Source organism: Pseudomonas sp. SDO5215_S409 (genome assembly GCF_054071325.1).
In genome coordinates this window covers 1-25129 of the sequence record NZ_JBSVWN010000074.1, presented here as the reverse complement: position 1 = coordinate 25129, position 25129 = coordinate 1, and the positions used below count along the sequence as shown (strand labels likewise).

Genomic DNA, 25129 nt, shown 5'->3' with positions numbered 1-25129 from the left:
CGCGTGGGAATGCAGCCCGTGACGCTCTGCGTCACCCTGGCGCAAAACTTAAGACCGCGAGGGATGGCGGGACGCGGAGCGTCCCTGGAGGCATTCCCACGCGGAGCGTGGGAACGAGCGGACGAGTGGGGGTGGCGTGGGTCAGTACTCGATGCGTACGTCGCCCTTGGGCACGCTGCAGCACGACAAAATGTACCCCTCGGCTTCGTCCTCCTCGGTAATCCCGCCGTTGTGGTCCATCTCCACTTCGCCGCCCAGTTTCATCACCTTGCAGGTGCCGCAGATGCCCATGCCGCAAGCCTTGGGAATCATCAGGCCCAGTTTGGCCGCCGCCGCATGGACGGTTTCGCCCGGCGCCACGCGGATGCTCTTGCCAGACGCCATGAACTCCACCTGGTGCAGGTCCGCCAGGTCTACCTCCGGGGCCTCGGCCGCCTGCTCGGCTTGCTCCACCGCGTCGGCACGGGCTTCCGGTGGCGTGGCGCCAAACGATTCCTCGTGATAACGCGCCATGTCGAACCCCGCTGCTTCCAGCAGGCGCTTCACCGCGTTCATGTACGGCGTCGGCCCGCAGCAGAACACTTCGCGCTCAAGAAAGTCCGGCACCATCAGTTCCAGCATCTTGTGGTTCAAGTACCCGCGATACCCCGCCCACGGCTCGCCCAAACCATGTTTCTCGCAGATCAAATGCAGGCTGAAGTTATCGATGCGCGACGCCATGTGTTCCAACTCGCGGTGGTAAATGATGTCTTTGGGCGAGCGGGCGCTGTGGATAAACGTCATGTCGACGTTGGCGTTGGTGTCGTAGAACCAGCGCGCCATGGACATCACCGGGGTAATCCCCACGCCGCCGCTCAGGTACAGCACTTTGGGGCTCGGGAAGTCGATCGCGTTAAACAACCCCACCGGCCCGTGCACGGCCAGTTCCTGGCCTTCGTGCAAGGTGTCGTGCAGCCAGTTGGACACCCGCCCGCCCGGCACGCGCTTGATGGTCACCGAAAAGCTGTACGGCACCGACGGCGAGCTGGAAATGGTGTAGGAGCGCATGATCGGCTGGCCTTCTATTTCAAGCTCCAGGGTGACAAATTGCCCGGGCTTGAAGAAGAACAGGATCGGCTGGTCGGCCATGAAACAGAACGTGCGCACGTCCCAGGTTTCCTGGATGACTTTGACGCAACGGACGATATGCCGACCATTGGCCCAGGTCTGGGTGGTTACCGGGTTCAGGAAAGTGTTGGACATGCTGTTCTCCGTAGCCGTTGTTCGGCCTGATGCTGGCGATTCTGCGTAAGCGCCGAACCGTCCGTTTACCTATCTGCGACATTCACATACTTATCGCGACCAGCCCCCAACGACCTGCGCTGGCGCGTCGGGAACAGAGTGGGCCGTGTCGTTAATGGACAAGGCTTTGGCCCATGTCGGGCCCACACTCGCTGCACATCAAGACACGTTCTTTACGCCTTGCAACGCATCAACCGTAGCCACTATTCGCCGGCCACACCGAATGGCCATGAGGACACACACGATGGACGTCACTACCCCCCTGAGCCTGGGCGACCCGCTGGAACCTGCACGCAAGGCCACCGCGCAGATGCTGCAGGAACGCGAGCGTACCTTTTCGCTGCCCCAGCCGTTTTACTCGGATGAGCGGCTGTTTGAAATCGACATGCAGGAGATCTTCCATAAGGAATGGCTGATCGCCGGCATGACCTGCGAGATTCCCACCAAAGGCAACTACCTCACCCTGCAAGTGGGCAAAAACCCGATCATCGTGATCCGCGGCGCCGACGGCGTGGTGCACGCCTTCCATAACGTGTGCCGCCATCGCGGTTCGCGCCTGTGCACCAGCGAAAAGGGCAAGGTCGCCAAACTGGTGTGCCATTACCACCAGTGGACCTACGAACTGGACGGTCGCCTGCTGTTCGCCGGCACCGAGATGGGCGCCGACTTCGACATGAAGCAATACGGCCTCAAGCCTGTGAACGTGAAAACCGCCGGTGGCTACATCTTCATCAGCCTGGCCGAAAACCCGCCGCCCATCGACAAGTTCCTGGCCACCCTGAGCCACTACATGGAACCCTACGACATGGAAAACACCAAGGTGGCGGTGCAAACCACCTTGATGGAAAAGGCCAACTGGAAGCTGGTGCTGGAAAACAACCGCGAGTGCTACCACTGCGGCGGCTCGCACCCCGAGCTACTCAAGACCCTGCTGGAGTGGGACGACGTCACCGACCCGCGTGCCGACCAGGCCTTCAAGGACCACGTGGCCGCTTCCGCCGCCGCCTGGGACGCCGAGAAAATCCCCTACGCCCACGCAAGCTTCGGCCTGCGCAACCGCATCGTGCGTATGCCGCTGCTCAAGGGCACCGTGTCGATGACCATGGACGGCAAGCAGGGCTGCGCCAAACTCATGGGCCGCATCAAGAACCCGGACCTGGGCTCGATGCGCATCCTGCACCTGCCGCACTCGTGGAACCACTGCATGGGCGACCACATCATCGTGTTCACCGTGTGGCCCATCAGCGCCCAGGAAACCATGGTCACCACCAAATGGCTGGTGCACAAAGACGCCGTGGAAGGTGTGGACTACGACGTGACGCGCATGCGCCAGGTGTGGGACGCCACCAACGACCAGGACCGCCGTCTGGCCGAAGAGAACCAGCGCGGGATCAACTCCACGGCGTACCAGCCGGGGCCGTACTCCAAGACCTACGAGTTTGGCGTGGTGAATTTCGTGGACTGGTACAGCGAGCGCATGTTGAGCAACCTCGGCGCCGAGCCTGCCGCGTACCTCAAAGGCATCGCTGCACACGAATAACGGCGACAGACGGGAGCGGGCTTGCCTGCTCCCGGTATCGCGCACTGTACAAAAAACACACAAAACCCTTCAAGACCGCTAAACCCCTGCCCTCCAGCCATCCCCCAACAACTTATCCACAAAGCCACCCACAGTAATTGTGCGCAACTGAGCAATAACCCGAAGAAAATCCGCGACTTATCCAAGTCACCCGGCTTTTTGGCCATTTGATCATTATTTGATCTAAACCCTGCAAGCCACGGCCTGTATGGCCTGTAGCAGAACGCAAACACCTTATCCACAGAGACGCCAACAGACTTTGGGGGCAAGTGTCGGCGTGCTGTGGAAAACCGCGCAACGCAGCGGTTTTCAAGGCCTGGCGGGGATCAGGCGAGGGGAAAAGGCACAATCGATCAAAACTTGACCACTTGGCTGAAGCCCTTTATTTACGGGAATCTTGGCCGATAGCAAACAACTTACCCACAGTTGCGCACACAGGGATTGTGAGTAACTGCGCGGTGGGCTTAACGCACCACGCCTTCCTCGATCAGCAGCTTGAGAATCGCCTGGGCGCCCTCTTCGGCGCTGAGGCCCTTGAGCACTTGCCCGCCACCGCCGCTGGCCTTGGCCGTGGCGGCTTTCATGCGGTCGGCGCCGCTCTTGGCCTTGATCACCTTGAGGCGCTTGGGCCGAGGCTTGGCCGGTTGCAGCACCGCGGCTGTGAATAACTCATCGTCCACCACCTCGACCTCGTGCGCCGCCAACACCCCGCGCTGCGCCGGGCCGTAGGCGCTTTGCCGGGGTTTGGGCGCGGCGTTATCCACAGTCGCCACAAACGGCAGGCGCACTTTGAGGCGGCGCCGCTGGCCACGGGGCAAGGCTTGCAGTACATGGGCCACGCCGCTGTCGATGGACTCCACGTGCGCCAGGCCCACAATCAGCGGCCAGCCCAACTGCTCGGCCAGCAGGAACGGCAACATCCCCGAGCCTTCGCCGGTTTCGGCCTGGCTGCCGGTGAGCACCACCTGGGCGCCCGCCTCTTGCAGGTAGTCGCTCAGTACCGGCAAGGCATCGGCGCCGGGGGGTTGCTCCAGCACGTGCAAATGCGCCAAGCCCATGCCCAGGTAGGCGCGCAGGGCCGGTTCAGCGATGTCGCCTGCGTGCAGCACCTGCAACTTATCCCCAGCCAGTTGCAGGCCCAGCTCGACCGCGCGGGCATCTTGCTCGGCGCGGCGCGGGCGCCCGGAGGTGGGGTGGGCGCCGATGGAGACGAGGCTGATTACAGAGGTGTTCATGGCCATTTCCTTCACTTATGCCGCATCGCGCTTGGCGCCGTGGCGATAGACCTCGACCGCCGCGATCAGAGCGCGCAGCAGTTCATTGCTGTCGCCGATCACCGACAAATCCGCACGCTTGATCATGTCGCAGCCCGGGTCCAGGTTGATCGCCACCACCTTGTCGCAGGCGCCGATGCCTTGCAGGTGCTGGATCGCGCCCGAGATACCCACCGCCACATACACCCGTGCCGTCACCCACGTACCGGACGCGCCCACCTGGCGGTCGCGGCCCATGAAGCCGTCGTCCACCGCCACCCGCGAAGCGCCTTCGGTGGCGCCCAGGGCTGCAGCGGCCTGGTGGAACAATGGCCAGTCCTTGACCCCATTGCCGCCCGAAAAAATAAACTCGGCTTCGGCCATGGGAATCGCCGCCGGGTCCACCGCCACCGCGCCCAGGTCCTCAATGCGCGGCAGGCTGCGGGGCAGGCTTGTGGATAACTCCACCGGCAAGGCCTCGTGGCGGGTTTCGCTGATCGGCTCGGCGCATTCGGCGGCGGCCAGGATCAGGCGCGCCAGCGGCCGGGCGAGGTCTTCCTGGCCCGCGCCCGCGCGGCCGATGCACGCCTCGCCGTTAACCTGCCACACCCGTGTGGCCGGGCGTTCCTTGAGGCTGGCGGCAAACCGTCGACCCAGCTCCCCACCGCCGCTGCGGCTGTCGGGCAGCAGCCAGTGGCGCGGGTTGAACTGGTTATCCACAGCCCGCAGGGCGTGCACCCGTTGTTCCGGTGAATAACCGTCGAAGGCCTGCCCCTCCAGCACCAGCAGGCGGTCCGCGCCTGCGGTGTCGAAGGCCTGTTCTTTGTGCTCGCCAAACACCACCGCCAGCACCGCACCGTCGCTGCCCGCCAGTTGCCGGGCAAGGCCAAGCAGGTCACGGTCATGACTGCTCAGGCGCCCGCCGACCATGTCTGGCACCACGCTGATGTAGAACGCAGGCGCGGCCACCTGGTGCAGCGGCAACTGCACCGCCACCGTCGCCGAGCGTTTGGTGGCGCCGGCCTGCTGGACGCCGCTGCGGTCGATGCGCTTGAGGCCGTTGGGGCCGATAAACCCCACGCCGTGCACGTTCTTGCGGATAACGCCCTGGGGGCCCATCCAGCGGTGTTGCGCCGGTTGCAGGGCCGCGTGCAGCGGGTGCAGGCGGTTGCGGGCGATCCATTCGGCCCGGGGGTCGCGGCGGATAATGTCGCTCATCAGTGCACCTCGGCAGGTTGGCGCTGGGCGGGGGATTTGGCCGGGGCGCTGTCTTCAAGCAGCGCCTCGGCCACCAGTTCGGCAATGTCCTTGATGGCCGGGCGCGGCTCCACCACCCCTTCGAGCATCGCGGTGCACTGTGGACAACCCACGGCCACCAGCGCGGCGCCGGTTTCGCGGATGTCGTCCATGCGCATGTCCGGGATGCGTTGCTTGCCGGGGATGTCGGTGATCGGCGCGCCGCCACCGCCGCCGCAGCAACGGGAACGGAACCCCGAGCGCTGCATTTCCTTGACCTCGATCCCCAGCGCACGCAGCACGTGGCGCGGCGCTTCGTACTCGCCGTTGTAGCGGCCCAGGTAACACGGGTCGTGGTAGGTCACGCTGTTGCCCTTGTGTTGGCCCAGGTTCAGCGCGCCCGCGTCGATCAGTTCGGCCATGTAGGTGCTGTGGTGCTGCACCTGGTAGTTGCCGTCGAACGCGCTGTACTCGTTTTTCAGCACATGAAAACTGTGGGGGTCGCAGGTGACGATGCGCTGGAAGCGGTACTTGGCCAGGGTCTGGATGTTGCGCGAGGCGAGCATCTGGAACGTCGCTTCATCACCCAGGCGCCGGGCCACGTCGCCGCTGTCGCGCTCTTCCAGGCCGAGCACGGCGAAGTCGACCCCGGCGGCCTTGAGCACTTTGACAAAGGCGCGCAGGGTGCGCTGGTTGCGCATGTCGAAGGCGCCGTCGCCGACCCAGAACAGCACGTCGGTGGTTTTCTTGTCGCTGAGCAGCGGCAGGTTCAAGTCCGCTGCCCAGTTCAACCGACCGCCCGGTGCAAAGCCGCCGGGGTTGTCGGTGGCGATCAGGTTTTCGAGCACTTCGGCGCCTTTGTTGGGCGTGGCGCCTTTTTCCAGGGTGAGGTGGCGGCGCATGTCAACGATGGCGTCCACGTGCTCGATCATCATCGGGCACTCTTCCACGCAGGCGCGGCAGGTGGTGCACGACCACAGCGTGTCGGCGTCGACCAGGCCGTTGACGATGGGCTGGTGCGGGTTGCCGCGGTGCTCGCCCACGTGTTTGCCGGGGTACGGGCTGCCTGCGAACCGTGCATCGGTGCCACCGGCGAGGCCGACCACCATGTCTTGAATCAGCTTTTTCGGGTTCAACGGCTGGCCAGCGGCGAACGCCGGGCACGCGGCTTCGCACTTGCCGCATTGCACGCAAGCGTCAAAGCCGAGCAGTTGGTTCCAGGTGAAGTCCTTGGGTTTTTCCACGCCCAGCGGCGCGGTGGTATCGGCCAGGTCCAACGGTTTGAGCCCGGTGGAACGACCACCGCCGAACCGCTCGGCGCGGCGGTGCCAGGCCAGGTGCAGGGCCCCGGCGAAGGCGTGTTTCATGGGGCCGCCCCAAGTCATGCCGAAGAACATTTCGGACACGCCCCACAGCACACCCACACCCAGCAGCGCGGCGAGCAGCCAGCCGCCGAAGTGTTCCGGAAGGAGTCCGGCCACCGGCAACGTCACCACAAAAAAGCTCACGGAAAACGCCATGAGGCTTTTGGGCAAGCGCATCCACGGGCCTTTGGACAGGCGCGACGGCGGGTTGAGGCGGCGCCGGTACACAAACGTGGCGCCGACAAACATCAGCACCGACGCCAGCAGCAAGGCGTAGCCAAGGAGGCGGTTATGCAGGCCAAAACCGTGCACTACGATCGCCAGCAAGGCCGACGACACAAAGCCCAGCGCGGTGGCCACGTGGGTGTTGGCGATGTATTTGTCGCGGGCGACCACGTGGTGCAAATCGACCATATAGCGCTTGGGCATGGCCAGCAGGCCGCCCAGCCAATCGACCTTGGAGGCCCGGCCGCGGCGCCACATGCTCACCCGGCGCAAGGCGCCCAGGACCGCAAGGCCCAGGGCGCTGAAGAGCAGGATGGGAAGCAGAATGTTTAACATGGTAAAGCTCCCGCAATGATCGCTCCCACGCTATGGGTGGGCATGCATCCGGTGACGCGCGGCGTCACGATCCAAGAGCGGACGCTGCGCGTCCAAGGCGACATTCCCACGCAGAACGTGGGAACGATCAGGGCTGCGTCTAAAAATCCTTGCACAGGCGCAGGGCGTCGTAGATCGCGGCGTGGGTGTTGCGCTGCGCCACGCAGTCGCCGATGCGAAACAGCAAGTAGCCCTCACCCGCCTCGCTCAGGCACGGCTGCGGCTTGATCGCAAACAGCGCGTCGATGTCCATCTGGCCCTTGTTGCGCGAGCCGCCCTTGAGTGCGTAGTAGAGCTCTTCGTCGGGGCGCACACCGTTTTCCACCACCACCTGGTCCACCACCCGCTCCTCCTTGGCGCCGGTGTATTCGTTTTCCAGCACCGCCACCAGTTTGTCGCCCTCGCGGTAGACCTTCTCCAGCATCATGTCGCCGGTCATGATCACTTCCTTGGGGTACATGCTGCGGTAGTAGGTGGGGAACGAGGTGCCGCCCACCGCCACGCCGGGTTTGATGTCGTCGGTGACGATCTCGACCTGGCTGCCCTTGTCGGCCAGGAAGTCGGCCACCGAGACGCCGGTGAATTCGCAGATGGTGTCGTACACCAGCACGTTTTTGCCCGGCGCCACTTTGCCGTCCAGCACGTCCCAACTGCTGACCACCAACCCTTCGGCGGCGCCCCAGTGTTCGTTCTGTTCCAGGAACGGATGCCCGCCCACGGCCAGCACCACCACGTCGGGGCGCAGGTCCAGGAGGGTGGCGGCATCCGCTGCCACGCCCAGGCGCAGGTCCACGTTCAGGCGGGCCAGTTCCAGCTGGAACCAGCGGGTGATCCCGGCGATCTGGTCGCGTTGCGGGGCTTTGGAGGCGGTGGTGATTTGCCCGCCGATAAACGCCTTTTTCTCGAACAGGGTCACGGCATGACCGCGCTCGGCGGCCACCCGCGCCGCTTCCATCCCGGCCGGGCCTGCGCCCACCACCACGACGTTGCGCTTGGGCCCGGTGGATTTTTCGATGATGTGCGGCACGCCCATGTATTCACGGGATGTCGCGGCGTTCTGGATGCATAGCACGTCCAGGCCCTGGTACTGGCGGTCGATGCAATAGTTGGCGCCCACGCACTGCTTGATCTGGTCGACCTGGCCCATCTTGATCTTGGTGATCAGGTGCGGGTCGGCGATGTGGGCGCGGGTCATGCCGACCATGTCCACGTAGCCGCCTTCCAGAATGCGCGTGGCCTGGTTCGGATCCTTGATGTTCTGCGCGTGCAGCACCGGGGCCTTGACCACTTCCTTGATGCCCGCCGCCAGGTGCAGGAACGGCTCCGGCGGGTAGCTCATGTTGGGGATCACGTTGGCCAGGGTGTTGTGGGTGTCGCACCCCGAGCCCACCACGCCAATGAAGTCGAGCAGGCCGGTGTCGTCGTAGTACTTGGCGATTTGCTTCATGTCCTCGTGGGACAAGCCGTCCGGGTGGAATTCGTCGCCGCACAAACGGATGCCCACGCAAAAGTCCGGGCCGACTTCCTTGCGCACGGCCTTGAGCACTTCCAGACCGAAGCGCATGCGGTTTTCAAAACTGCCGCCCCATTCATCGGTGCGCTTGTTGACGCGCGGGCTCCAGAACTGGTCGATCATGTGCTGGTGCACCGCCGACAGTTCCACACCGTCCAGGCCCCCGGCCTTGGCGCGGGCCGCAGCGGTGGCGTAGTTGCCGATCACGCGCCAGATTTCTTCCGGCTCAATGGTCTTGCAGGTGGCACGGTGCACCGGCTCGCGGATGCCCGAAGGCGACAGCAGCGTGGGCCAGTGCTCGCCGTCCCAGCGGGAGCGGCGGCCCATGTGGGTGATCTGGATCATGATCTTGGCGCCATGCTTGTGCATGGCATCGGCCAGGTTCTGAAAGTGCGGGATGATGCGGTCGTCGGCCAGGTTCACCGACTTCCACCAGCCTTGCGGGCTGTCGATGGCCACGCTGGACGACCCGCCACAGATGGCCAGGCCGATCCCGCCCTTGGCTTTCTCTTCGTAATACTTCACGTAGCGGTCAGTGGTCATGCCGCCGTCGGTGGCATACACCTCGGCGTGGGCGGTGCTGAGCACGCGGTTGCGGATGGTCAGCTTGCCGATCTGGATCGGCGCAAACATTGCTTCGAAAGCCATGGCAGGGTCCTCGACTTACAGCGGCTTGACGGTGAACAGGCCGTCGTCGTGGCCCTCTTCGGAGCCGCCATAGACTTGCTCGGCCACCGTGCGCAGGTGGCTGCCGCGGGCGGCGAGAATCTGGTCCATTGCACCGGCGAACCAGCCGGTGAACATGTAGTCCACCTTGCGTCCGACCTTGCCGTACACGTACACGAATGCCGAGTGCTCCAGCTTGACGCTGGCGGTGCCTTTGTCCAGGTCGATGTCCTGGATCTTGAACAGGCCCCAGCCGCGCTGCGACAGGCGCTTCATGTAGTGCTCGAACACCGCGACGCCTTCCAGGCCGTGGCATTCGGCTTCTTTTTCGCACCAGTGCCAGGCGGATTTGTAGCCGGCCTTGTAGAGGATCTCGGCGTAGGCCTCGCTGCCCAATACGTCTTCGACGCCCATGTGGTTGTTGACGAAAAAGTGGCGCGGCACGTACAGCATCGGCAGGGCATCGGAGGTCCAGACACCGGTTTCGCTGTCGACTTCAATTGGCAATTGCGGGGCGATCTTGGCCATGGAAACTTAACTCCAGAAAAATTCGTTGTGATGAGGTTGCGCAGGCGTGCGGTGGCTTACTCGCCCCAGACGTCCTTGAGGACGTTGACCCAGTTCTCGCCCATGATCTTGCGCACCACGCGCTCACTGTGGCCGCGCTTGAGCAGCGTCTCGGTGAGGTTGGGAAACTCGCCCACGGTGCGGATGCCCAGCGGGTTGATGATCTTGCCAAAGCTGGTCAGGCGCCTTGCGTAGCCCTTGTCGTGGGTCAGCATTTCGAAGAAATCCTGGCCATGGCCCTGGGTGAAGTCGGTGCCGATGCCGATGGCGTCCTCGCCCACGATGTTCATGGTGTATTCGATGGCTTCGGCGTAGTCGTCGATGGTGGAGTCGATGCCCTTGGCCAGAAACGGCGCAAACATGGTCACGCCCACAAACCCGCCGTGGTCGGCGATGAACTTGAGTTCTTCATCAGACTTGTTGCGCGGGTGCTCCTTGAGCCCGGACGGCAGGCAGTGGGAGTAGCACACCGGCTTTTTCGATTCGAGGATGACCTCTTCGCTGGTCTTGGAGCCTACGTGGGACAGGTCGCACATGATGCCGACGCGGTTCATTTCCCCGACGATCTCGCGACCAAACCCCGACAGGCCGCCGTCACGCTCATAGCAGCCGGTGCCCACCAGGTTCTGGGTGTTGTAGCACATCTGCACCACGCCCACGCCGAGCTGCTTGAAGATCTCCACGTAGCCCAGTTGGTCTTCGAACGCATGGGCATTCTGGAAACCAAAGATGATCCCGGTCTTGCCCTGCTCCTTGGCCTTGCGGATATCGGCGGTGGTTTTCACCGGGATCACCAGGTCGCTGTTTTCGCGGATCAGGGCTTGGCTGGCGACGATGTTATTGATGGTGGCCTGGAAACCTTCCCACACCGACACGGTGCAGTTGGCGGCAGTGAGGCCGCCTTTGCGCATGTCTTCGAACAGGTCGCGGTTCCACTTGGCAATGATCAGCCCGTCGATAACGATGCTGTCGGCGTGCAGTTCGGCTGGGCTCATCAGGCGTCCCCTTGTTGGCGATTCATGCGCCGAATCGTGTGCCGGCGCTTTGGGGCCAGCATATGCCCCAGGGCTGAACGAGCCGGGTGCAAAAACGACAGGGGAATTGCCGAAAGCGTCAATCCGCGACAAAGGCCAACATGACATCTCCTGGCCACGTCTGTTCTTTGTCCTACGCTTGAGCCAGAATTTGCCCATTACCTGATATGAGACGGCGCAATGAAATCGATTTTCCTGGCTTTGGCACTCATCGCAACCGGCGTACACGCCGCCGAAGACACCGACCGCACCCCCTGCGACGGTATCGAAAACGACAAACAAACCCTGGAATGCGCCACCTACAACAAAACCACCGCCGAGCAGTTGCTCAAGGACAACTACCAAGGCCTGCTGGACCGCATGGGCAGCACCTATGCCAGCAACAAGACGCAACTGGCCGACATCAGCGCCCGCCTCAAAGATGCCCAGCAAAAGTGGGAAAAACTGCGAGACGCCGACTGCGCCGTCGACACCTTCCCGGCGGTGGCGGGCAGCAAGGCGTATGCCATCGCGCAGAACGATTGCCTGGCGCGGATGAGCGATGAGCGGTCGGAGTTTTTGGAGTCGATTGGGCAGGAGTGACGGCCTGACTATTTCCTGACATAGAACATTAAGCTACCTCGTCAAGCTGCGGATTTAGCGCCGCCGACCGCAGCCCTTTTTTCACACTCAAGGATGAATATTCCATGTTTGGATGGCTCCCCTCGCCGCCGACCGATAACTTATACAAGTTGATGGCCATTTTTGGCATGTGGTTAAGCGCTGGCCTTATTGCCGCACTGCTTGCATTGAGTTATTTGAAATACAACATAGACCAATCCACTGATGAGTTCATTTACAAGCAGCATGTAAAAAACGACATTGAAAAAATCAAGAAACGCCTCGCCTCTCTCAAGGCTGACAAACCGGAACAGAACGTTCTTGAATGGTCGAGCGGCTTCAAAGACGAGAAAGCAGTGCTTGAAAAAGTACTTGAAAGCAACCTCGAAACTATCAACTCGGACACTGCCTCAAAAAAAGAGGAACTATTACAACCGGACAACCCTATAATTAAATTCATATTTAAAAGTAACCTGCTGGTTTACACCGTCATAGTCATCTACATTCCGCTTGCCATCTTCTGCCTCTGCTTTGGCTTCAGGCGCTGGGCCGTTAGAGTCCAAGGACCTTCCGAACGGCTAAATGAACTTGATATCGAGCTAAAAAAAGCAGCACTCGTAAAGCTTCAAATCGAAATTTCGCAAATGCAACCCATGAGTGAAACCGTAAAAAAACTGTTTGAGCTTAGGGGTATTCTTTTGCCCAAAGAAAAATAAACCAAATCGTCACCTCACTTTTAGGCGTTGGAGAACTGTATGTACGTCTGCGGCATCGAAATCAAAGGCAGCGAAGCCATCCTCGCCGTCGCCTCGCTGGATAACCAGGCGCTGAGCCATGTCGCCCTGGCCACCAAGAAAATTGCCCTTGAAGACGATGACGAGGCGGCCAACGTCAAAACCTTCGCCGCCCAGGTGAAAGCCTTTGTGCAGGACAACGCCCTCGAGCGCATCGCGATCAAAAAGCGCAGCAAGAAGGGCGAGTTTGCCGGTGGGCCCACCACGTTCAAGATCGAAGGGGTGCTGCAGTTGCTGGACGGGGTGGATGTGACGCTGCTGTCGCCGCAGACCATCAATGCACAGAGCAAGAAGCATGACTTCGCCCTGCCCGCCACACTGAACAAGTATCAGCACGAGGCTTACAAGGCGGCGTGTTCGGCGTTGGTGAAGAAGTAAGCCACCCCGCGATTCAATGGGGACCGGCCGGCCCCCATTGAGTGGTATCCAGCGTGCAGCCAACCGCCAAAGCGCTACGTCACCGATAACGCTACGCAGCCTCCCCCGTCAAACCACCTCCCGTCGCCGATCCTCCCGTGGGCATTTGGCAAACCGCGCCCGGTAACTGCGGGTGAAATACGACGGCGACTCGAACCCGCACGCAATGCTCACTTCCAACACGCTCATGTCGCTTTGGCGCAGCAGCTGCCGGGCTTTTTCCAGCCTCAGGCGCAGGTAAAAATTACTCGGCGTGTCGTTCAGGTGCAGCCGGAACAGGCGCTCCAATTGCCGACGCGTCACCTTGATCGCTTCCGCCAGCGCCAGCGTGCTCAACGGCGGTTCGGTGTGTTGTTCCATCTCGCCGATCACCTGCACCAGCTTTTTGTTGTTGATGCCGTAGCGCGTGGCGATTTGCATGCGTTGGTGGTCTTTGCGCGGGCGGATGCGCCCAAGCACGAATTGTTCGGACACCTGGACCGCCAGCTCCGGGCCGTGGGCCTGGGCGATGAGGTCGAGCATCAGGTCGATGGACGCAGTGCCGCCCGCCGAGGTGATGCGGCGGCGGTCGATTTCAAACAGCTCCTGGGTGACGGTCAGGTGCGGGTAGGACTCCTTGAACGCATCGATGGCTTCCCAGTGCAGGGTCAGGCGGTGGTCATCCAGCAGGCCTGCGTGGGCGAGCACGTAGGCGCCGGTGTCGATGGCGCCCAGGGTCACGCCGTCGTGGTCGAGGCGGCGCAGCCAGTGTTCCAGGGCCGGGGTGGCGAACTGCAAGGGTTCAAAGCCTGCGACCACCAGCAGGGTCGCGCCTTTTTTCAGAGGCTCCAGTGCCGCGTCGGCGTTGACCGACATGCCGTTGCTCGCCAGCACCGCGCCGCCGTCGGCGCTCAGCACGTGCCAGCGGTACAGCTCGCCGCGAAAGCGGTTGGCCACGCGCAGCGGTTCGAGGGCGGAGATAAAGCCGATGACCGAGAAGCCCGGCATCAGCAGAAAGTAGAAATCCTGGGACATGGTGGCGCTCTCGTAGGACGGGCAGCGTGGGCACTGTGATACGCCAGTTCAACCGGCGATTCAAGGGCACAGGTCGCTGCAGTGCAAGAGCGGGTCGCCGCCGTGCGTTTTATGGGCCCTGAAGCTGCGTAACGTGGCCTCACGGCGCACAAAGACGCCCAAACCCACAATAACAACCTGCCGAGGGGCTCCACCATGAACCGACTGATCAGCCGCTGTGTGCTTGCACTCAGCGTCAGCGCCATCTTGAGCACGAATGCACTGGCAGCCGATGCGGCGTCTTGCCAGAACGTGCGCATGGGCGTGGTGAACTGGACCGACGTGATCGCCACCAGCGCCATGACCCAAGTACTGCTCGACGGCCTCGGCTACAAGACCAAACAAACCAGCGCGTCCCAGCAAATCATCTTTGCCGGTATTCGCGACCAGCGCCTGGACCTGTTCCTGGGCTACTGGAACCCGCTGATGACCCAGACCATCAACCCGTTCGTGGAAGCCAAGCAAGTCACGGTGCTCGACAAACCGTCCCTGGAAGACGCCCGCGCCACCCTCGCCGTGCCCACCTACCTGGCCGACAAGGGCCTGAGAACCTTTGCCGACATCGCCAAGTTCGACAAGGAACTGGGCGGCAAGATCTACGGCATCGAACCAGGCTCGGGCGCCAACACGCAGATCAAGGCGATGATCGCCAAGAACCAGTTCGGCCTGGGCAAGTTCCAGTTGGTGGAGTCCAGCGAAGCCGGCATGCTCGCCGCCGTGGACCGCGCCGTGCGCCGCAAGGAAGCCGTGGTGTTCTTCGGCTGGGCGCCGCACCCGATGAACGTCAACGTGGCCATGACCTACCTCACCGGCAGCGACGACGCCCTGGGCCCCAACGAGGGCAAGGCCACCGTGTGGACCGTCACCGCGCCGACCTACGCCCAGCAGTGCCCCAACGTGCAAAAGCTGCTGACCAACCTGACCTTCACCGCCGCCGACGAGAGCCGGATGATGCAGCCTTTGCTGGACCACAAGGACGCGCTGGAGTCTGCCAAGCAGTGGCTCAAGGACCACCCGCAAGACAAGCAGCGCTGGCTGGAAGGCGTCACCACATTTGACGGCAAACCGGCGGCGGACAACCTGCAACTGAGCAGCAAATAACCTTTTCCGATCACCGTTTCGCGGCTGCCTGCAGCCGCGAACGGCCCCCCTACGCCTAGCCATCACGCCTGTAAGGAACCTGCCTCATGAACCACGACGTCATCATCACCTGCGCACTCACCGGTGCTGGCGACACGGCCGGCCGTAGCCCACACGTCCCGGTCACCCCCAAACAAATCGCCGCAGCCGCGGTGGAGGCCGCCAAGGCCGGTGCCACCGTGGTGCACTGCCATGTGCGCAACCCCGACACCGGCAAATTCAGCCGCGATGTAGCGCTTTACCGTGAAGTGATGGAGCGCATCCGCGAAGCGGACGTGGACATCATCGTCAACCTCACCGCCGGCATGGGCGGCGACCTGGAGATCGGCGGCGGCGAACACCCCATGGAGTTCGGCCCCAACACCGACCTGGTCGGCCCGCTGACCCGCCTGGCCCACGTGGAAGCGTTGCTGCCGGAGATCTGCACGCTGGACTGCGGCACCCTGAACTTCGGCGACGGCGACACCATTTACGTCTCCACCCCGGCGCAACTGCGCGCGGGCGCCAAACGCATTCAAGAGCTGGGCGTAAAAGCCGAGCTGGAAATTTTCGACACCGGCCACCTGTGGTTCGCCAAGCAGTTGATGAAAGAAGGCCTGCTGGACAACCCGCTGTTCCAACTGTGCCTGGGCATCCCATGGGGCGCCCCGGCCGACACCACCACCATGAAAGCCATGGTCGACAACCTACCGGCCGACGCCGTGTGGGCGGGCTTCGGGATTGGCCGCATGCAAATGCCCATGGCCGCGCAAGCCGTGCTGCTGGGCGGCAACGTGCGGGTCGGGCTGGAAGACAACCTGTGGCTGGACAAAGGCGTGCTGGCCACCAACGGCCAACTGGTGGAACGCGCCAGCGAGATCCTCAGCCGCCTGGGCGCCCGCGTCCTGACCCCGGCCGAAGGGCGGGTAAAAATGGGCTTGGCCACACGCGGTTAATCACGGCGAACACTCTGGGAAATGACTATGCGCTTTATCACTGAAATCAAAACCTTCGCCGCTCTGGGCAGTGGCGTCATCGGCAGCGGCTGGGTATCCCGCGCCCTCGCCCACGGCCTGGACGTGGTTGCCTGGGACCCGGCCCCCGGCGCCGAAGCCGCCTTGCGCAAACGCGTCGCCAATGCCTGGGGCGCCCTGGAAAAACAAGGTCTGGCCCCCGGCGCCTCGCAAGCGCGCCTGCGCTTTGTCGACACGATTGAAGCCTGCGTGAAAGACGCCGACTTCATCCAGGAAAGCGCCCCCGAACGCCTGGAGCTCAAGCTGCAACTGCACCGCCAGATCAGCGCCGCCGCCAAGCCCGACGCCCTGATCGGCTCCAGCACCTCGGGCCTGTTGCCCAGCGAGTTCTATGAAAGCGCCACCCACCCGGAACGCTGCGTGGTGGGCCACCCGTTCAATCCGGTGTACCTGCTGCCACTGGTGGAAGTGGTGGGCGGCCAGCACACCGCGCCCGAAGCGATTCAAGCGGCGATCACCGTGTACGAGTCCCTCGGCATGCGCCCGCTGCATGTGCGCAAGGAAGTCCCTGGTTTTATCGCCGACCGCCTGCTTGAAGCGCTGTGGCGCGAGGCGCTGCACCTGGTCAACGACGGCGTGGCGACCACCGGCGAGATCGACGACGCGATCCGCTTTGGCGCCGGTTTGCGCTGGTCGTTCATGGGCACGTTCCTGACCTACACCCTGGCCGGTGGCGATGCGGGCATGCGTCACTTCATGGCGCAATTCGGCCCGGCGCTGCAATTGCCGTGGACCTACCTGCCCGCCCCCGAGCTGACCGACCAGTTGATCGACGATGTGGTCGACGGCACCCGCGACCAGTTGGGCGCCCACAGCATTTCGGCGCTGGAGCGCTACCGTGATGACTGCCTGTTGGCAGTACTGGAAGCGGTGAAAACCACCAAGGAAAAACACGGCATGAGCTTCGCCGAATAACCGCTGTTGATCGTGTGGGCAACCGGCTTGCCTGCGACTGCGCGGCCATTGAGCGCCGTCATCGCGGGCAGGCCCCACGCCCACCCTTGACCGAGTACCTGCCCGGAATTGCCGACATGCCTGCACTGACGACTTACACCACCAAAATCCTTCCCGAGTGGGTCGACTACAACGGCCACCTGCGCGACGCCTTCTACCTGTTGATCTTCAGCTACGCCACCGACGCGCTGATGGACACCCTGGGCCTGACCAGCGAGAACCGTGACGCCAGCGGTCACTCGCTGTTCACCCTGGAACTGCATCTCAATTACCTGCACGAAGTGAAACTGAACACCGATGTAGAAGTGCACACCCAACTCATCGCCCACGACCGCAAGCGCCTGCACCTCTACCACAGCCTGCACCGGGTGGGCGACGCAGAGGAGCTGGCCGGCAACGAACAAATGCTGCTGCACGTCGACCTGGCCGGGCCGCACTCGGCGCCGTTCAGCGAAGCCGTCGCCGCCACACTCGCGCGCATCAGCGCCGAACAAGCGGACCTGCCCCGCCCCGCCCTGCTCGGCCGGGTCATTGGACTGCCCCCACAAAAATAAGGACCCCGCCATGCAAACCGCCGCCGCTGTCGCCGATTTTCTTACCTACCCGTTGATCAGCGACCTGGCCGGCGTGCAGGTAGAGCCCGATCACGTGCGCGTGACCTGGGCCGACGGCCGGGTAAGCCCGTTCCACCATCAATGGCTGCGGGACAACTGCCCGTGCCCCGAATGCGTGTACAGCGTGACCCGCGAGCAGGTGCTGGAAATTGTCGATGTGGGCGCCGACCTCAGCGCCGACAGCGCGCAGATCGAACAGGGCTTGCTCAGCGTGCGATGGCACGGCGGCCATCGCAGCCAATACGACCCAGGCTGGCTGCGCGCCCACGCCTATGACGACGCGTCCCGCGCCGAACACCGGGCCGCCAGGCCCACCTCCCGGTTGTGGGACAGCACCTTCACACTGCCGGTGTTCGACTATGCGGCCGTGATGGAAAACCCGGACACCCTGCTGCAATGGCTGCTGGTCCTGCGCGACAGCGGCCTGACGCAACTGCGCGGCGTGCCCACCGAGCCGGGCTCGCTGGCCGTGATTGCCAAGCGCATCGCGTTCATCCGCGAAAGCAACTTTGGTGTGCTGTTCAACGTGCAGTCCAAGGCCGATGCCGACAGCAACGCCTACACCGCCTTCAACCTGCCGCTGCACACCGACCTGCCCACCCGCGAGTTGCAACCGGGCCTGCAATTTCTGCATTGCCTGGTGAACGACGCCACCGGCGGCGAGAGTATTTTTGTCGACGGGTTTGCCATCGCCCACGCCCTGCGCGAAGAAGACCCCGAGGCGTTTGGAGCGTTGTGTGACATCCCCGTGGAGTTTCGCAACAAGGACCGCCACAGCGACTACCGCCGCCTGGCACCGATCATCGCGCTGGACGCCCTGGGCGAGGTGGCAGAGATCCGCATGGCCAACTTCTTGCGCGGGCCGTTTGAAGCGTCGGTGGCGGACATGCCCCTGCTGTACCGGGCGTACCGGCGCTTTATCACGATGACGCGCCAGGCGCGCTTTCAGCAGGTGCAGCGCCTGAATGCGGGCGAGCTCTGGTGCTTTGACAATCGCCGCACCCTGCATGCGCGCAACGCGTTCGACCCCGCCAGCGGCGCGCGGCACTTCCAGGGCTGCTACATCGACCGCGACGAACTGCTGTCGCGCATCCTCGTGCTGCAACGCTAGGCGCAAAAAAAGCCCCGATCCAGCCGTGACGGGATCGAGGCAGAGTGCTTTGTGTGAGCGTCGCAACCCGAGGGTGACCAAACCGTCAAGCTGCTGGCTTCAAACCAGTGTGCACACAACGCCGGGCGCCAAGTTAGCCGAAAACGACCTGCTCATAGGTGTCGCAGACATCCGCGCATTCAGCCCTTGCCGACCGGCCAGTGGCCTACCAGAATCGGGTACGTTCCCAACAAGGATAAAGGCCATGATGCACGCGGATCTGATTGACCAGCACGACCTGCTGAACCAGCTGCGCTCGCTGGGTTTTGAAGTGTCCAGCAGCGCGACCGCCGAACAGGCGTGTGAATGCGCGGTGCGCGGTTTGAGCGAAGCGCGGGCCAAGGCGCTCAAGGGCATGGTCGAGCAACTGTACACCGGCAGCGCGACAATTCTGCCGGCCGTACGCCAGGCCATCGACAAACAGCTGCTGCCAGCGCTGGTGCAGTTCAAGCAAAGCTCAAACACCTGAACCAGGCGCCCAACAGGTGCTGTGTGAAGGCGCTGGGGCCGCTGCGCAGCCGCCCCAAACGCCCTCACGGAGTGCGCCTGGTTAGAGCCTCACACTGGCAAACGTCGACTCATTGCGCGCCTGGCTCAACGCCGACAGCGGCCCCGACAGCGGTGACAACACCAGCGCCTGCGGAATCGGCATCATCGCCACCTGCTGGGCGGTGTTGGAGCCCACGCGCTCATCGCGTGGCGGAATGCCGAAGTATTCGCGATAGCACTTGGAGAAGTGCGGCGTGGACACAAACCCGCACACCGACGCCACTTCGATGATCGACATCGGCGTTTGCTTGAGCAACTGCCGCGCCCGAATCAGGCGCAACTTGAGGTAGTAGCGCGACGGCGAGCAGTGCAGGTACTTCTGGAACAACCGCTCCAGCTGGCGGCGCGACACCGACACGTACACCGCCAGTTCATCCAGGTCGATCGGCTCTTCCAGGTTGGCTTCCATCAGCGCGACGATTTCCTGCAACTTGGGCTGGTTGGTGCCCAGCATGTGCTTGAGCGGTACGCGCTGGTGGTCCTGTTCGTTGCGGATGCGCTCGTACACAAACATCTCGGAGATGGCCGCCGACAGTTCACGGCCGTGGTCGCGGCTGATCAGGTGCAGCATCATGTCCAGCGGCGCGGTGCCGCCCGAGCTGGTGAAGCGGTTGCGGTCGAGGGTGAACAGGCGGGTGCTCATGGACACCCGCGGGAAAGCTTCCTGCATCGACGCCAGGCATTCCCAGTGCACGCTGCAATCAAAGCCGTCGAGCAAGCCCGCGCACGCCAGCGCCCAACTGCCGGTGCACACCGCCCCCAGGCGGCGCGACTGGCGCGCCTGGCTTTGCAGCCACGACACATGCTCACGGGTCACGGTGCGCTGGATACCCACACCGCCGCACACGATCACCGTGTCCAGCGCCGGGGCTTTGTGCATGGAGGCATCGGGGGTGATTTGCAGGCCGTCGCTGGCCCACACCTGGTTGCCGTCGACACTCAGGGTTGTCCAGCGATACAGCTCGCGGCCGGACAATTGGTTGGCCATGCGCAGGGGTTCAACTGCGGAGGCCAGGGAAATCAGCGTGAAATTGTCCAGCAGCAAAAAGCCGATGGATTGAGGCGCACGGTTCTGGGGTTGGGCCCCGGAGTTGAACGACGTCATCGCGGTATCTCCTCACACAAGCGGGTGATGGCCTCAGGCGAGGCTCTTGTTATTGCGCTCAACTCCTTTTCAAGCAACGTCCACTGGAGCGAGGGCTTTGAATTGATAGAGCAAATGCCATGCCTAAAGTTGAATGCGCATTCAATAACTCCTGAAAACGACCTGTTGACCCGTCTATATAAGCCCGCGCATCGCGTGGGGAATAGGGGTCGAAAACCCCGTACGAATAAGCCTGGGTCGAATGTGTGAGCAGATCGGTAGCACTTGTGGGAAGGAGCAGGCTTTGCGTAGGAAAAGTCTGTCACCCAAGGCACGGCGTGGGGGCTGGCAGAGGCTTGTCTAATTGCGACGCGCTAAAAGGTGGCGCTGGCGGACGAGGGTGTTCACTTTATGCGCAGGGTGTATTGACCGCGCCACGGGCGAGGGAGGCAGGGCGACTGGGTGGATCCATTGCGTGTGATACTCTGCGGCGCAAATGTCCAGGAAAGGCGCCACCGCAGTCCTGAAGCTTTAGCGCGCAGCACATTTTCTGGGCTTCCAGACATTCTTGCAGGGACATGCATCATGAGTGGAAAACCAGCCGCCCGCGTTACCGATCCCACCGCTTGCCCAACCTCAGGGCACGGCAACAACCCCATCGTCAAAGGCTCTCCTGACGTCCTATTCGATGGCCTGCCAGCAGCACGCGAAGGCGATGAGACAGCCTGCGGTAGCCGACTGACCTCGGGGCTTTCATCGACTGTTTTCATCAACGGTCAACGTGCCGCGACGCTAGACAGCGCAGGTGATCACGCCAACGTGGTTATCGGCGGGTCAGGCACCATCATCATCGGCGATGTGTTCACACCGACCCCGTTCACACCCATTACGCCCATGAGCCCCTATTCCGGGCGCTTTCAACTGATCGATCAGGAAACGGGTAAACCGGTGAGCGGCCGCAAGGTCAAGCTCTGGTCCAGCGGCGGCTGGAGCGCGTTCAGCACCACAGACACGCAAGGCATGACCTCGTGGGTCAACCACGATGCCTCGCAGACGATCCACATCGATCTGGTGCAAGGGGATGAGGCATGAGTGATTCAGGCCTTTCGCGAGGCAGCATGAGCCCGGGCGGTACTACCAACGCCGTTGGCATCCTGGAACCCAAGCTCGATCCGCAGGACAAAAAGGTGCTGTGCTCGGCGGTCTGCTATTGCAGCAGCACGCCCAACATCAGCCGCGATGGCAAGAACCTCAAGCAGTCCTGCGTGGCTCAGCGACTGGGGGAACTGGATGAAATCCTCCAGGGCCGCAGCCCGTACAAGGCCGAGGTCAGTTACGACATGACCAAGAACCCGCCACAGCCGATTCTGGACAGTGAGACGGGCAGTAATCCTCACGGCTGGATACCGGGGTGGATCAAGAAGTATTGGGATGAGGATCCGGAGCATCCGCCGTTCAAGCAGGGAAAGGGGATGATTCGCCGGCCCGATGTAGTGATCGTCAAGAACCCGGGCAGCCCGCCGACTCAGGACAACATCAAGCAAGTTGTGGAGATGAAGTTTCCGCCTGATCCAAAAAACCTGAGACAGACCCAAGCCTATGCAAGGATTGCAGGCAATCGAAATAATGTTGTCTCGATGGCGTCCACCGAATGCGACTGTAGCCGGGAAGACCAACAATCCAAGGTGCCAGTGGAGGAGATGGGTTGGGCCGCTGCCATCGCTACGGGCGTGATGTTTCTTGTGACGCGTGGTCGCTCTGCGCGGCCCATGATCCCTGCGCACTGATTCAGAGGAAAATTTATGAAACCTGAATTCAATCTGGCCGAAGAGCTCTCCAAGCAACCGCATCTATTGGAAATGCCCGGCAACTTGCTGATGAAAGGCGGTCGAGAGGATTACATCGGCGCAGTACTTTGCTTACGTGGAACACTTTACTTCAAGGATGCCCATACACCTTTAGTCCGCGAGGCGCTCTGCCAGTGCTTTGATCACTTTAAACGCCTCGCCGAGCCCAATCTTACCTGGCTCTGGCGCGAGGAACCCCCTCAGGGCAAGCCGCTTACGGCCTATAGTGACGCCAAGCCCTTGCGAGAAATGATGGAAGCAATGGATGAGGATGACGATTTAAGTTTTTCCTACACCAGCGGCCAGCAATCCAATGATGCTGGCGCATGGCTTTTCGATCTTTTTGGACAGCGAGGGTGGGAAGCGAAGATGGGGGACGATCTGAGCGTGCTGGAGTTTTCAGTCCCGCTGATATATCAGGAACAAAACCCAGTCGCTTTCCTGAAGCTATTCTTTGATGCTGCGCGCCGACTAGCAGCACAGCAGGGATACGCCGGGCACGCCTTCAATCTTTGCGTAACAAAACGGGATGACAACGAGCCCACCGAAGCCTTCATGGCCGCTCGAATGCCCGGGCTGGATGTCGGCACAGCCGCCCTGCTGGCTAATATCCCCGAGTTTAAACCCACAAAAATCAAGACCGTCAGTTGGCTGACCGTACTCGACCAAGCACGTCTGGATTTAGTCGGCGGTCTGGACGCATTACGTGCGCAACTCCCCGCCAGCCACTTCGCATTTTATGAGTACGGTAACGGCATCATCATCCAGGCGGGTGCTTATCCGTCGCTGGGCGGCGATGCAGAAGATCCGAAACCCGCAGCCTATGTCGTATTGAACCAAGCGCTCAAAAGCATCCGCTACGACACCGTCGGCTCGCTCCACGGCGGCTCTCACGACGGTGAATTACGGCTAGTCGGCTGGTCGGCTGACCAATGGCTGAAACGGCTGGATGTGGATGAGGCCGATATACCCGCCTGGCGTGAAAAGTTACTCAACAACGAGCCCCACCTGGATGCGACCACTACCCTTTCTGAACGCCTATAGGAGTAGCCCGCCGACTCAGGACAACATCAAGCAAGTCGTGGAGATGAAGTTTGCGCCTGATCCAGAGGGAAATTTATGGAGCCTGAATTCAACCTGGCCGAAGAGCTCTGCAAGCCACCGCATCTATTGGAAATGCCCGGCAACTTGCTGATGAAAGGCGGTCGCGAGGACTATATCGGCGCCGTGCTCTGCCTGCGTGGAACGCTGTATTTTAAAGATGCCCATACCCCTTTGGTCCGAGAGGCATTGTGTCAGTGCTTCGACGACTTCAAACGCCTGGCCGAGCCCAATCTCACTTGGCTATTGCGTGAGGATCCCCGCGTAGGGAAACCACTGTCGACTTATAACGACGCCAAGCCGTTGCGAGAGATGATGAACGTAATGGATGAGGACGACGATCTCAGCTTTTATTACCTCAGCGGCAAGCAATCCAATGATGCCAGCGCCTGGTTGTTTAGCATTTTTGGCCAGCGGGGGTGGGAAGCGAAGATGGGCGATGATCTGAGCGTGCTGGAGTTCTCAGTGCCACTTCTCTATCAGGAGCAGAACCCACTAAGTTTCCTACGCTTATTCCTTGATTCGGCGCGTCGAATATCAGCGGAACAAGGATACGCCGGGCATAGTTTCAATCTTTCTGTAATAAACCGGAGCAATAACGAGCCGACCGAGGCGTTTATGGCCGCTCGTATGCCAGGGTTGGATATTGGAACGGCAGCGTTGTTAGCCAATAGACCTAAATTCAAACTTGCAAAAATCAAGACCGTCAGTTGGCTGACCGTACTTGACCAAGCACGTCTGGATTTAGTCGGCGGTCTGGACGCGTTACGTGCGCAACTACCCCCCAGTCACTTCGCGGTCTATGAGTACGGTAGCGGCGTGGTCATCCAGGCTGGCGCTTACCCGTACCTCGGCGGTGATACTGAAGATCCAAAGCCTGCAGCCTACGTGCTGCTAAACCATGCACTCAAAGGTATCCGCTACGACACCGTGGGTTCGTTGCACGGTAACTCTCACGACGGTGAATTACGGCTAGTCGGCTGGTCGGCTGACCAATGGCTGAAACGGCTGGATGTCGATGAGGCCGATATACCCGCCTGGCGTGAAAAGTTACTCAACAACGAGCCCCATCTGGATGCCACCACTACCCTTTCTGAACGCCTATAGGAGTAGCCCGCCGACTCAGGACAACATCAAGCAAGTCGTGGAGATGAAGTTTGCGCCTGATCCAGAGGGAAATTTATGGAGCCTGAATTCAACCTGGCCGAAGAGCTCTGCAGGCCACCGCATCTATTGGAAATTCCCGGCAACTTGCTGATGAAAGGCGGTCGCGAGGACTATATTGGTGCCGTGCTTTGCCTGCGCGGCACACTCTATTTCAAGGAGGCCCAGACCTCTCTGGTACGCGAAGCACTAAGCCGGTGTTTCGACGAGTTCAAGCGCTGCGCTGAGCCCAACTTGGCTTGGCTATGGCGTGAAGAACCTCCGCAGGGAAAGCCACTGACCACTTATGCTGAAACCAAGCCTCTGCGCGAAATGATGGGGGCAATGGATGAAGACGACCACCTCAGCTTCTGCTACACCAGCGGCGAGCGCTCTCGCGATGCTAGCGCTTGGCTCTTCGATGTTTTTGGCAAGCGGGGCTGGGAAGCAAAGATGGGGGACGATCTAAGCGTACTGGAGTTCTCCGTACCACTGCTGTACCAAGAGCAGTACCCCCTTAAATTTGGTTCTTCACGGAATCCCGGGAAAGACAGAAACAAGAACGCCGATTTGATGG

24 protein-coding genes are annotated in these 25129 nt (G+C 61.7%); 15 read left to right on the top strand and 9 right to left on the bottom strand.

The window, feature by feature from the left end; translation table 11 throughout:
- Nucleotides 1-141: 141 nt before the first annotated feature.
- Nucleotides 142-1242, bottom strand: a complete 1101-nt coding sequence (gene gbcB, locus ACW9H9_RS26110; protein WP_457341937.1) for a glycine-betaine demethylase subunit GbcB — start codon at nucleotides 1240-1242, stop codon at nucleotides 142-144.
- A gap of 283 nt (nucleotides 1243-1525) precedes the next feature.
- Here gbcB and gbcA point away from each other — a divergent pair, with 283 nt between their 5' ends.
- Complete coding sequence (gene gbcA, locus ACW9H9_RS26105; protein WP_457341938.1) at nucleotides 1526-2821, top strand: glycine-betaine demethylase subunit GbcA; 1296 nt, start codon at nucleotides 1526-1528, stop codon at nucleotides 2819-2821.
- A gap of 503 nt (nucleotides 2822-3324) precedes the next feature.
- Here the strand turns inward: gbcA and etfB are convergent.
- The 6 genes from etfB to ACW9H9_RS26075 form a co-directional block, all read right to left on the bottom strand.
- Nucleotides 3325-4095, bottom strand: a complete 771-nt coding sequence (gene etfB / locus ACW9H9_RS26100; RefSeq protein ID WP_457341939.1) for an electron transfer flavoprotein subunit beta — start codon at nucleotides 4093-4095, stop codon at nucleotides 3325-3327.
- A gap of 15 nt (nucleotides 4096-4110) precedes the next feature.
- Nucleotides 4111-5331 carry an electron transfer flavoprotein subunit alpha gene (etfA, locus tag ACW9H9_RS26095; RefSeq protein WP_457341940.1) on the bottom strand — a complete coding sequence of 407 codons (1221 nt, stop codon included), beginning with the start codon at nucleotides 5329-5331 and terminating at the stop codon, nucleotides 4111-4113.
- The gene (dgcB, locus tag ACW9H9_RS26090; protein WP_457341941.1) at nucleotides 5331-7274 is read right to left on the bottom strand and encodes a dimethylglycine demethylation protein DgcB; all 1944 of its coding nucleotides are present in this window, start codon (nucleotides 7272-7274) and stop codon (nucleotides 5331-5333) included. The genes etfA and dgcB overlap by 1 nt, the downstream gene beginning before the upstream one ends.
- 139 nt (nucleotides 7275-7413) lie before the next feature.
- Nucleotides 7414-9474, bottom strand: coding sequence for a dimethylglycine demethylation protein DgcA (gene dgcA, locus ACW9H9_RS26085; RefSeq protein WP_457341942.1), 2061 nt, complete (start codon nucleotides 9472-9474; stop codon nucleotides 7414-7416).
- Between the two features lie 15 nt (nucleotides 9475-9489).
- Nucleotides 9490-10020 (bottom strand): DUF5943 domain-containing protein, encoded by a 531-nt coding sequence (locus tag ACW9H9_RS26080; protein ID WP_457341943.1) that lies wholly within the window; start codon nucleotides 10018-10020, stop codon nucleotides 9490-9492.
- A gap of 56 nt (nucleotides 10021-10076) precedes the next feature.
- Complete coding sequence (locus tag ACW9H9_RS26075; protein WP_457341944.1) at nucleotides 10077-11054, bottom strand: dipeptidase; 978 nt, start codon at nucleotides 11052-11054, stop codon at nucleotides 10077-10079.
- A 219-nt stretch (nucleotides 11055-11273) separates the two neighbouring features.
- Here ACW9H9_RS26075 and ACW9H9_RS26070 point away from each other — a divergent pair, with 219 nt between their 5' ends.
- The 3 genes from ACW9H9_RS26070 to ACW9H9_RS26060 all read left to right on the top strand — a co-directional run bounded on the left by ACW9H9_RS26070 (nucleotide 11274) and on the right by ACW9H9_RS26060 (nucleotide 12865).
- Entirely contained in the window at nucleotides 11274-11675 is a 402-nt protein-coding gene (locus ACW9H9_RS26070; protein ID WP_457341945.1) for a lysozyme inhibitor LprI family protein, read from the top strand.
- A gap of 104 nt (nucleotides 11676-11779) precedes the next feature.
- Entirely contained in the window at nucleotides 11780-12409 is a 630-nt protein-coding gene (locus tag ACW9H9_RS26065) for a hypothetical protein (RefSeq protein WP_457341946.1), read from the top strand.
- A gap of 39 nt (nucleotides 12410-12448) precedes the next feature.
- Complete coding sequence (locus ACW9H9_RS26060; protein WP_457341947.1) at nucleotides 12449-12865, top strand: DUF3010 family protein; 417 nt, start codon at nucleotides 12449-12451, stop codon at nucleotides 12863-12865.
- A gap of 108 nt (nucleotides 12866-12973) precedes the next feature.
- On the opposite strand, the gene ACW9H9_RS26055 is transcribed toward ACW9H9_RS26060, so the two are convergent.
- A complete protein-coding gene (locus ACW9H9_RS26055; RefSeq protein WP_457341948.1) occupies nucleotides 12974-13918 on the bottom strand; it encodes a GlxA family transcriptional regulator in 945 nt (314 codons plus the stop codon).
- 195 nt (nucleotides 13919-14113) lie between these two features.
- Here ACW9H9_RS26055 and ACW9H9_RS26050 point away from each other — a divergent pair, with 195 nt between their 5' ends.
- The 6 genes from ACW9H9_RS26050 to ACW9H9_RS26025 all read left to right on the top strand — a co-directional run bounded on the left by ACW9H9_RS26050 (nucleotide 14114) and on the right by ACW9H9_RS26025 (nucleotide 19297).
- Nucleotides 14114-15058, top strand: a complete 945-nt coding sequence (locus ACW9H9_RS26050; RefSeq protein WP_457341949.1) for a choline ABC transporter substrate-binding protein — start codon at nucleotides 14114-14116, stop codon at nucleotides 15056-15058.
- 86 nt (nucleotides 15059-15144) lie between these two features.
- Complete coding sequence (locus ACW9H9_RS26045; RefSeq protein WP_457341950.1) at nucleotides 15145-16032, top strand: 3-keto-5-aminohexanoate cleavage protein; 888 nt, start codon at nucleotides 15145-15147, stop codon at nucleotides 16030-16032.
- Nucleotides 16033-16059: 27 nt separating this feature from the next.
- Nucleotides 16060-17025: an L-carnitine dehydrogenase gene (locus tag ACW9H9_RS26040; RefSeq protein WP_457341951.1), complete on the top strand. Its 966-nt coding sequence runs from the start codon at nucleotides 16060-16062 to the stop codon at nucleotides 17023-17025.
- A 116-nt stretch (nucleotides 17026-17141) separates the two neighbouring features.
- Nucleotides 17142-17618 carry a thioesterase family protein gene (locus ACW9H9_RS26035; RefSeq protein WP_457341952.1) on the top strand — a complete coding sequence of 159 codons (477 nt, stop codon included), beginning with the start codon at nucleotides 17142-17144 and terminating at the stop codon, nucleotides 17616-17618.
- Nucleotides 17619-17628: 10 nt separating this feature from the next.
- Entirely contained in the window at nucleotides 17629-18789 is a 1161-nt protein-coding gene (locus ACW9H9_RS26030; RefSeq protein ID WP_457341953.1) for a gamma-butyrobetaine dioxygenase, read from the top strand.
- A 244-nt stretch (nucleotides 18790-19033) separates the two neighbouring features.
- Nucleotides 19034-19297 (top strand): hypothetical protein, encoded by a 264-nt coding sequence (locus ACW9H9_RS26025; protein WP_457341954.1) that lies wholly within the window; start codon nucleotides 19034-19036, stop codon nucleotides 19295-19297.
- 81 nt (nucleotides 19298-19378) lie between these two features.
- Here the strand turns inward: ACW9H9_RS26025 and gbdR are convergent, their stop codons facing one another.
- Nucleotides 19379-20482 carry a choline metabolism transcriptional regulator GbdR gene (gene gbdR / locus ACW9H9_RS26020; protein WP_457341955.1) on the bottom strand — a complete coding sequence of 368 codons (1104 nt, stop codon included), beginning with the start codon at nucleotides 20480-20482 and terminating at the stop codon, nucleotides 19379-19381.
- A 564-nt stretch (nucleotides 20483-21046) separates the two neighbouring features.
- Here gbdR and ACW9H9_RS26015 point away from each other — a divergent pair.
- The 5 genes from ACW9H9_RS26015 to ACW9H9_RS25995 all read left to right on the top strand — a co-directional run.
- Complete coding sequence (locus ACW9H9_RS26015; RefSeq protein WP_457341956.1) at nucleotides 21047-21553, top strand: PAAR domain-containing protein; 507 nt, start codon at nucleotides 21047-21049, stop codon at nucleotides 21551-21553.
- Nucleotides 21550-22248: a VRR-NUC domain-containing protein gene (locus tag ACW9H9_RS26010; protein WP_457341957.1), complete on the top strand. Its 699-nt coding sequence runs from the start codon at nucleotides 21550-21552 to the stop codon at nucleotides 22246-22248. Before ACW9H9_RS26015 ends, ACW9H9_RS26010 begins: the two co-directional genes overlap by 4 nt.
- A gap of 15 nt (nucleotides 22249-22263) precedes the next feature.
- A complete protein-coding gene (locus ACW9H9_RS26005; RefSeq protein ID WP_457341958.1) occupies nucleotides 22264-23352 on the top strand; it encodes a DUF3396 domain-containing protein in 1089 nt (362 codons plus the stop codon).
- 75 nt (nucleotides 23353-23427) lie between these two features.
- Nucleotides 23428-24516, top strand: a complete 1089-nt coding sequence (locus ACW9H9_RS26000; protein WP_457370527.1) for a DUF3396 domain-containing protein — start codon at nucleotides 23428-23430, stop codon at nucleotides 24514-24516.
- A gap of 75 nt (nucleotides 24517-24591) precedes the next feature.
- The coding region (locus ACW9H9_RS25995; RefSeq protein ID WP_457346730.1) for a type VI immunity family protein at nucleotides 24592-25129 on the top strand (538 nt) is incomplete at its 3' end.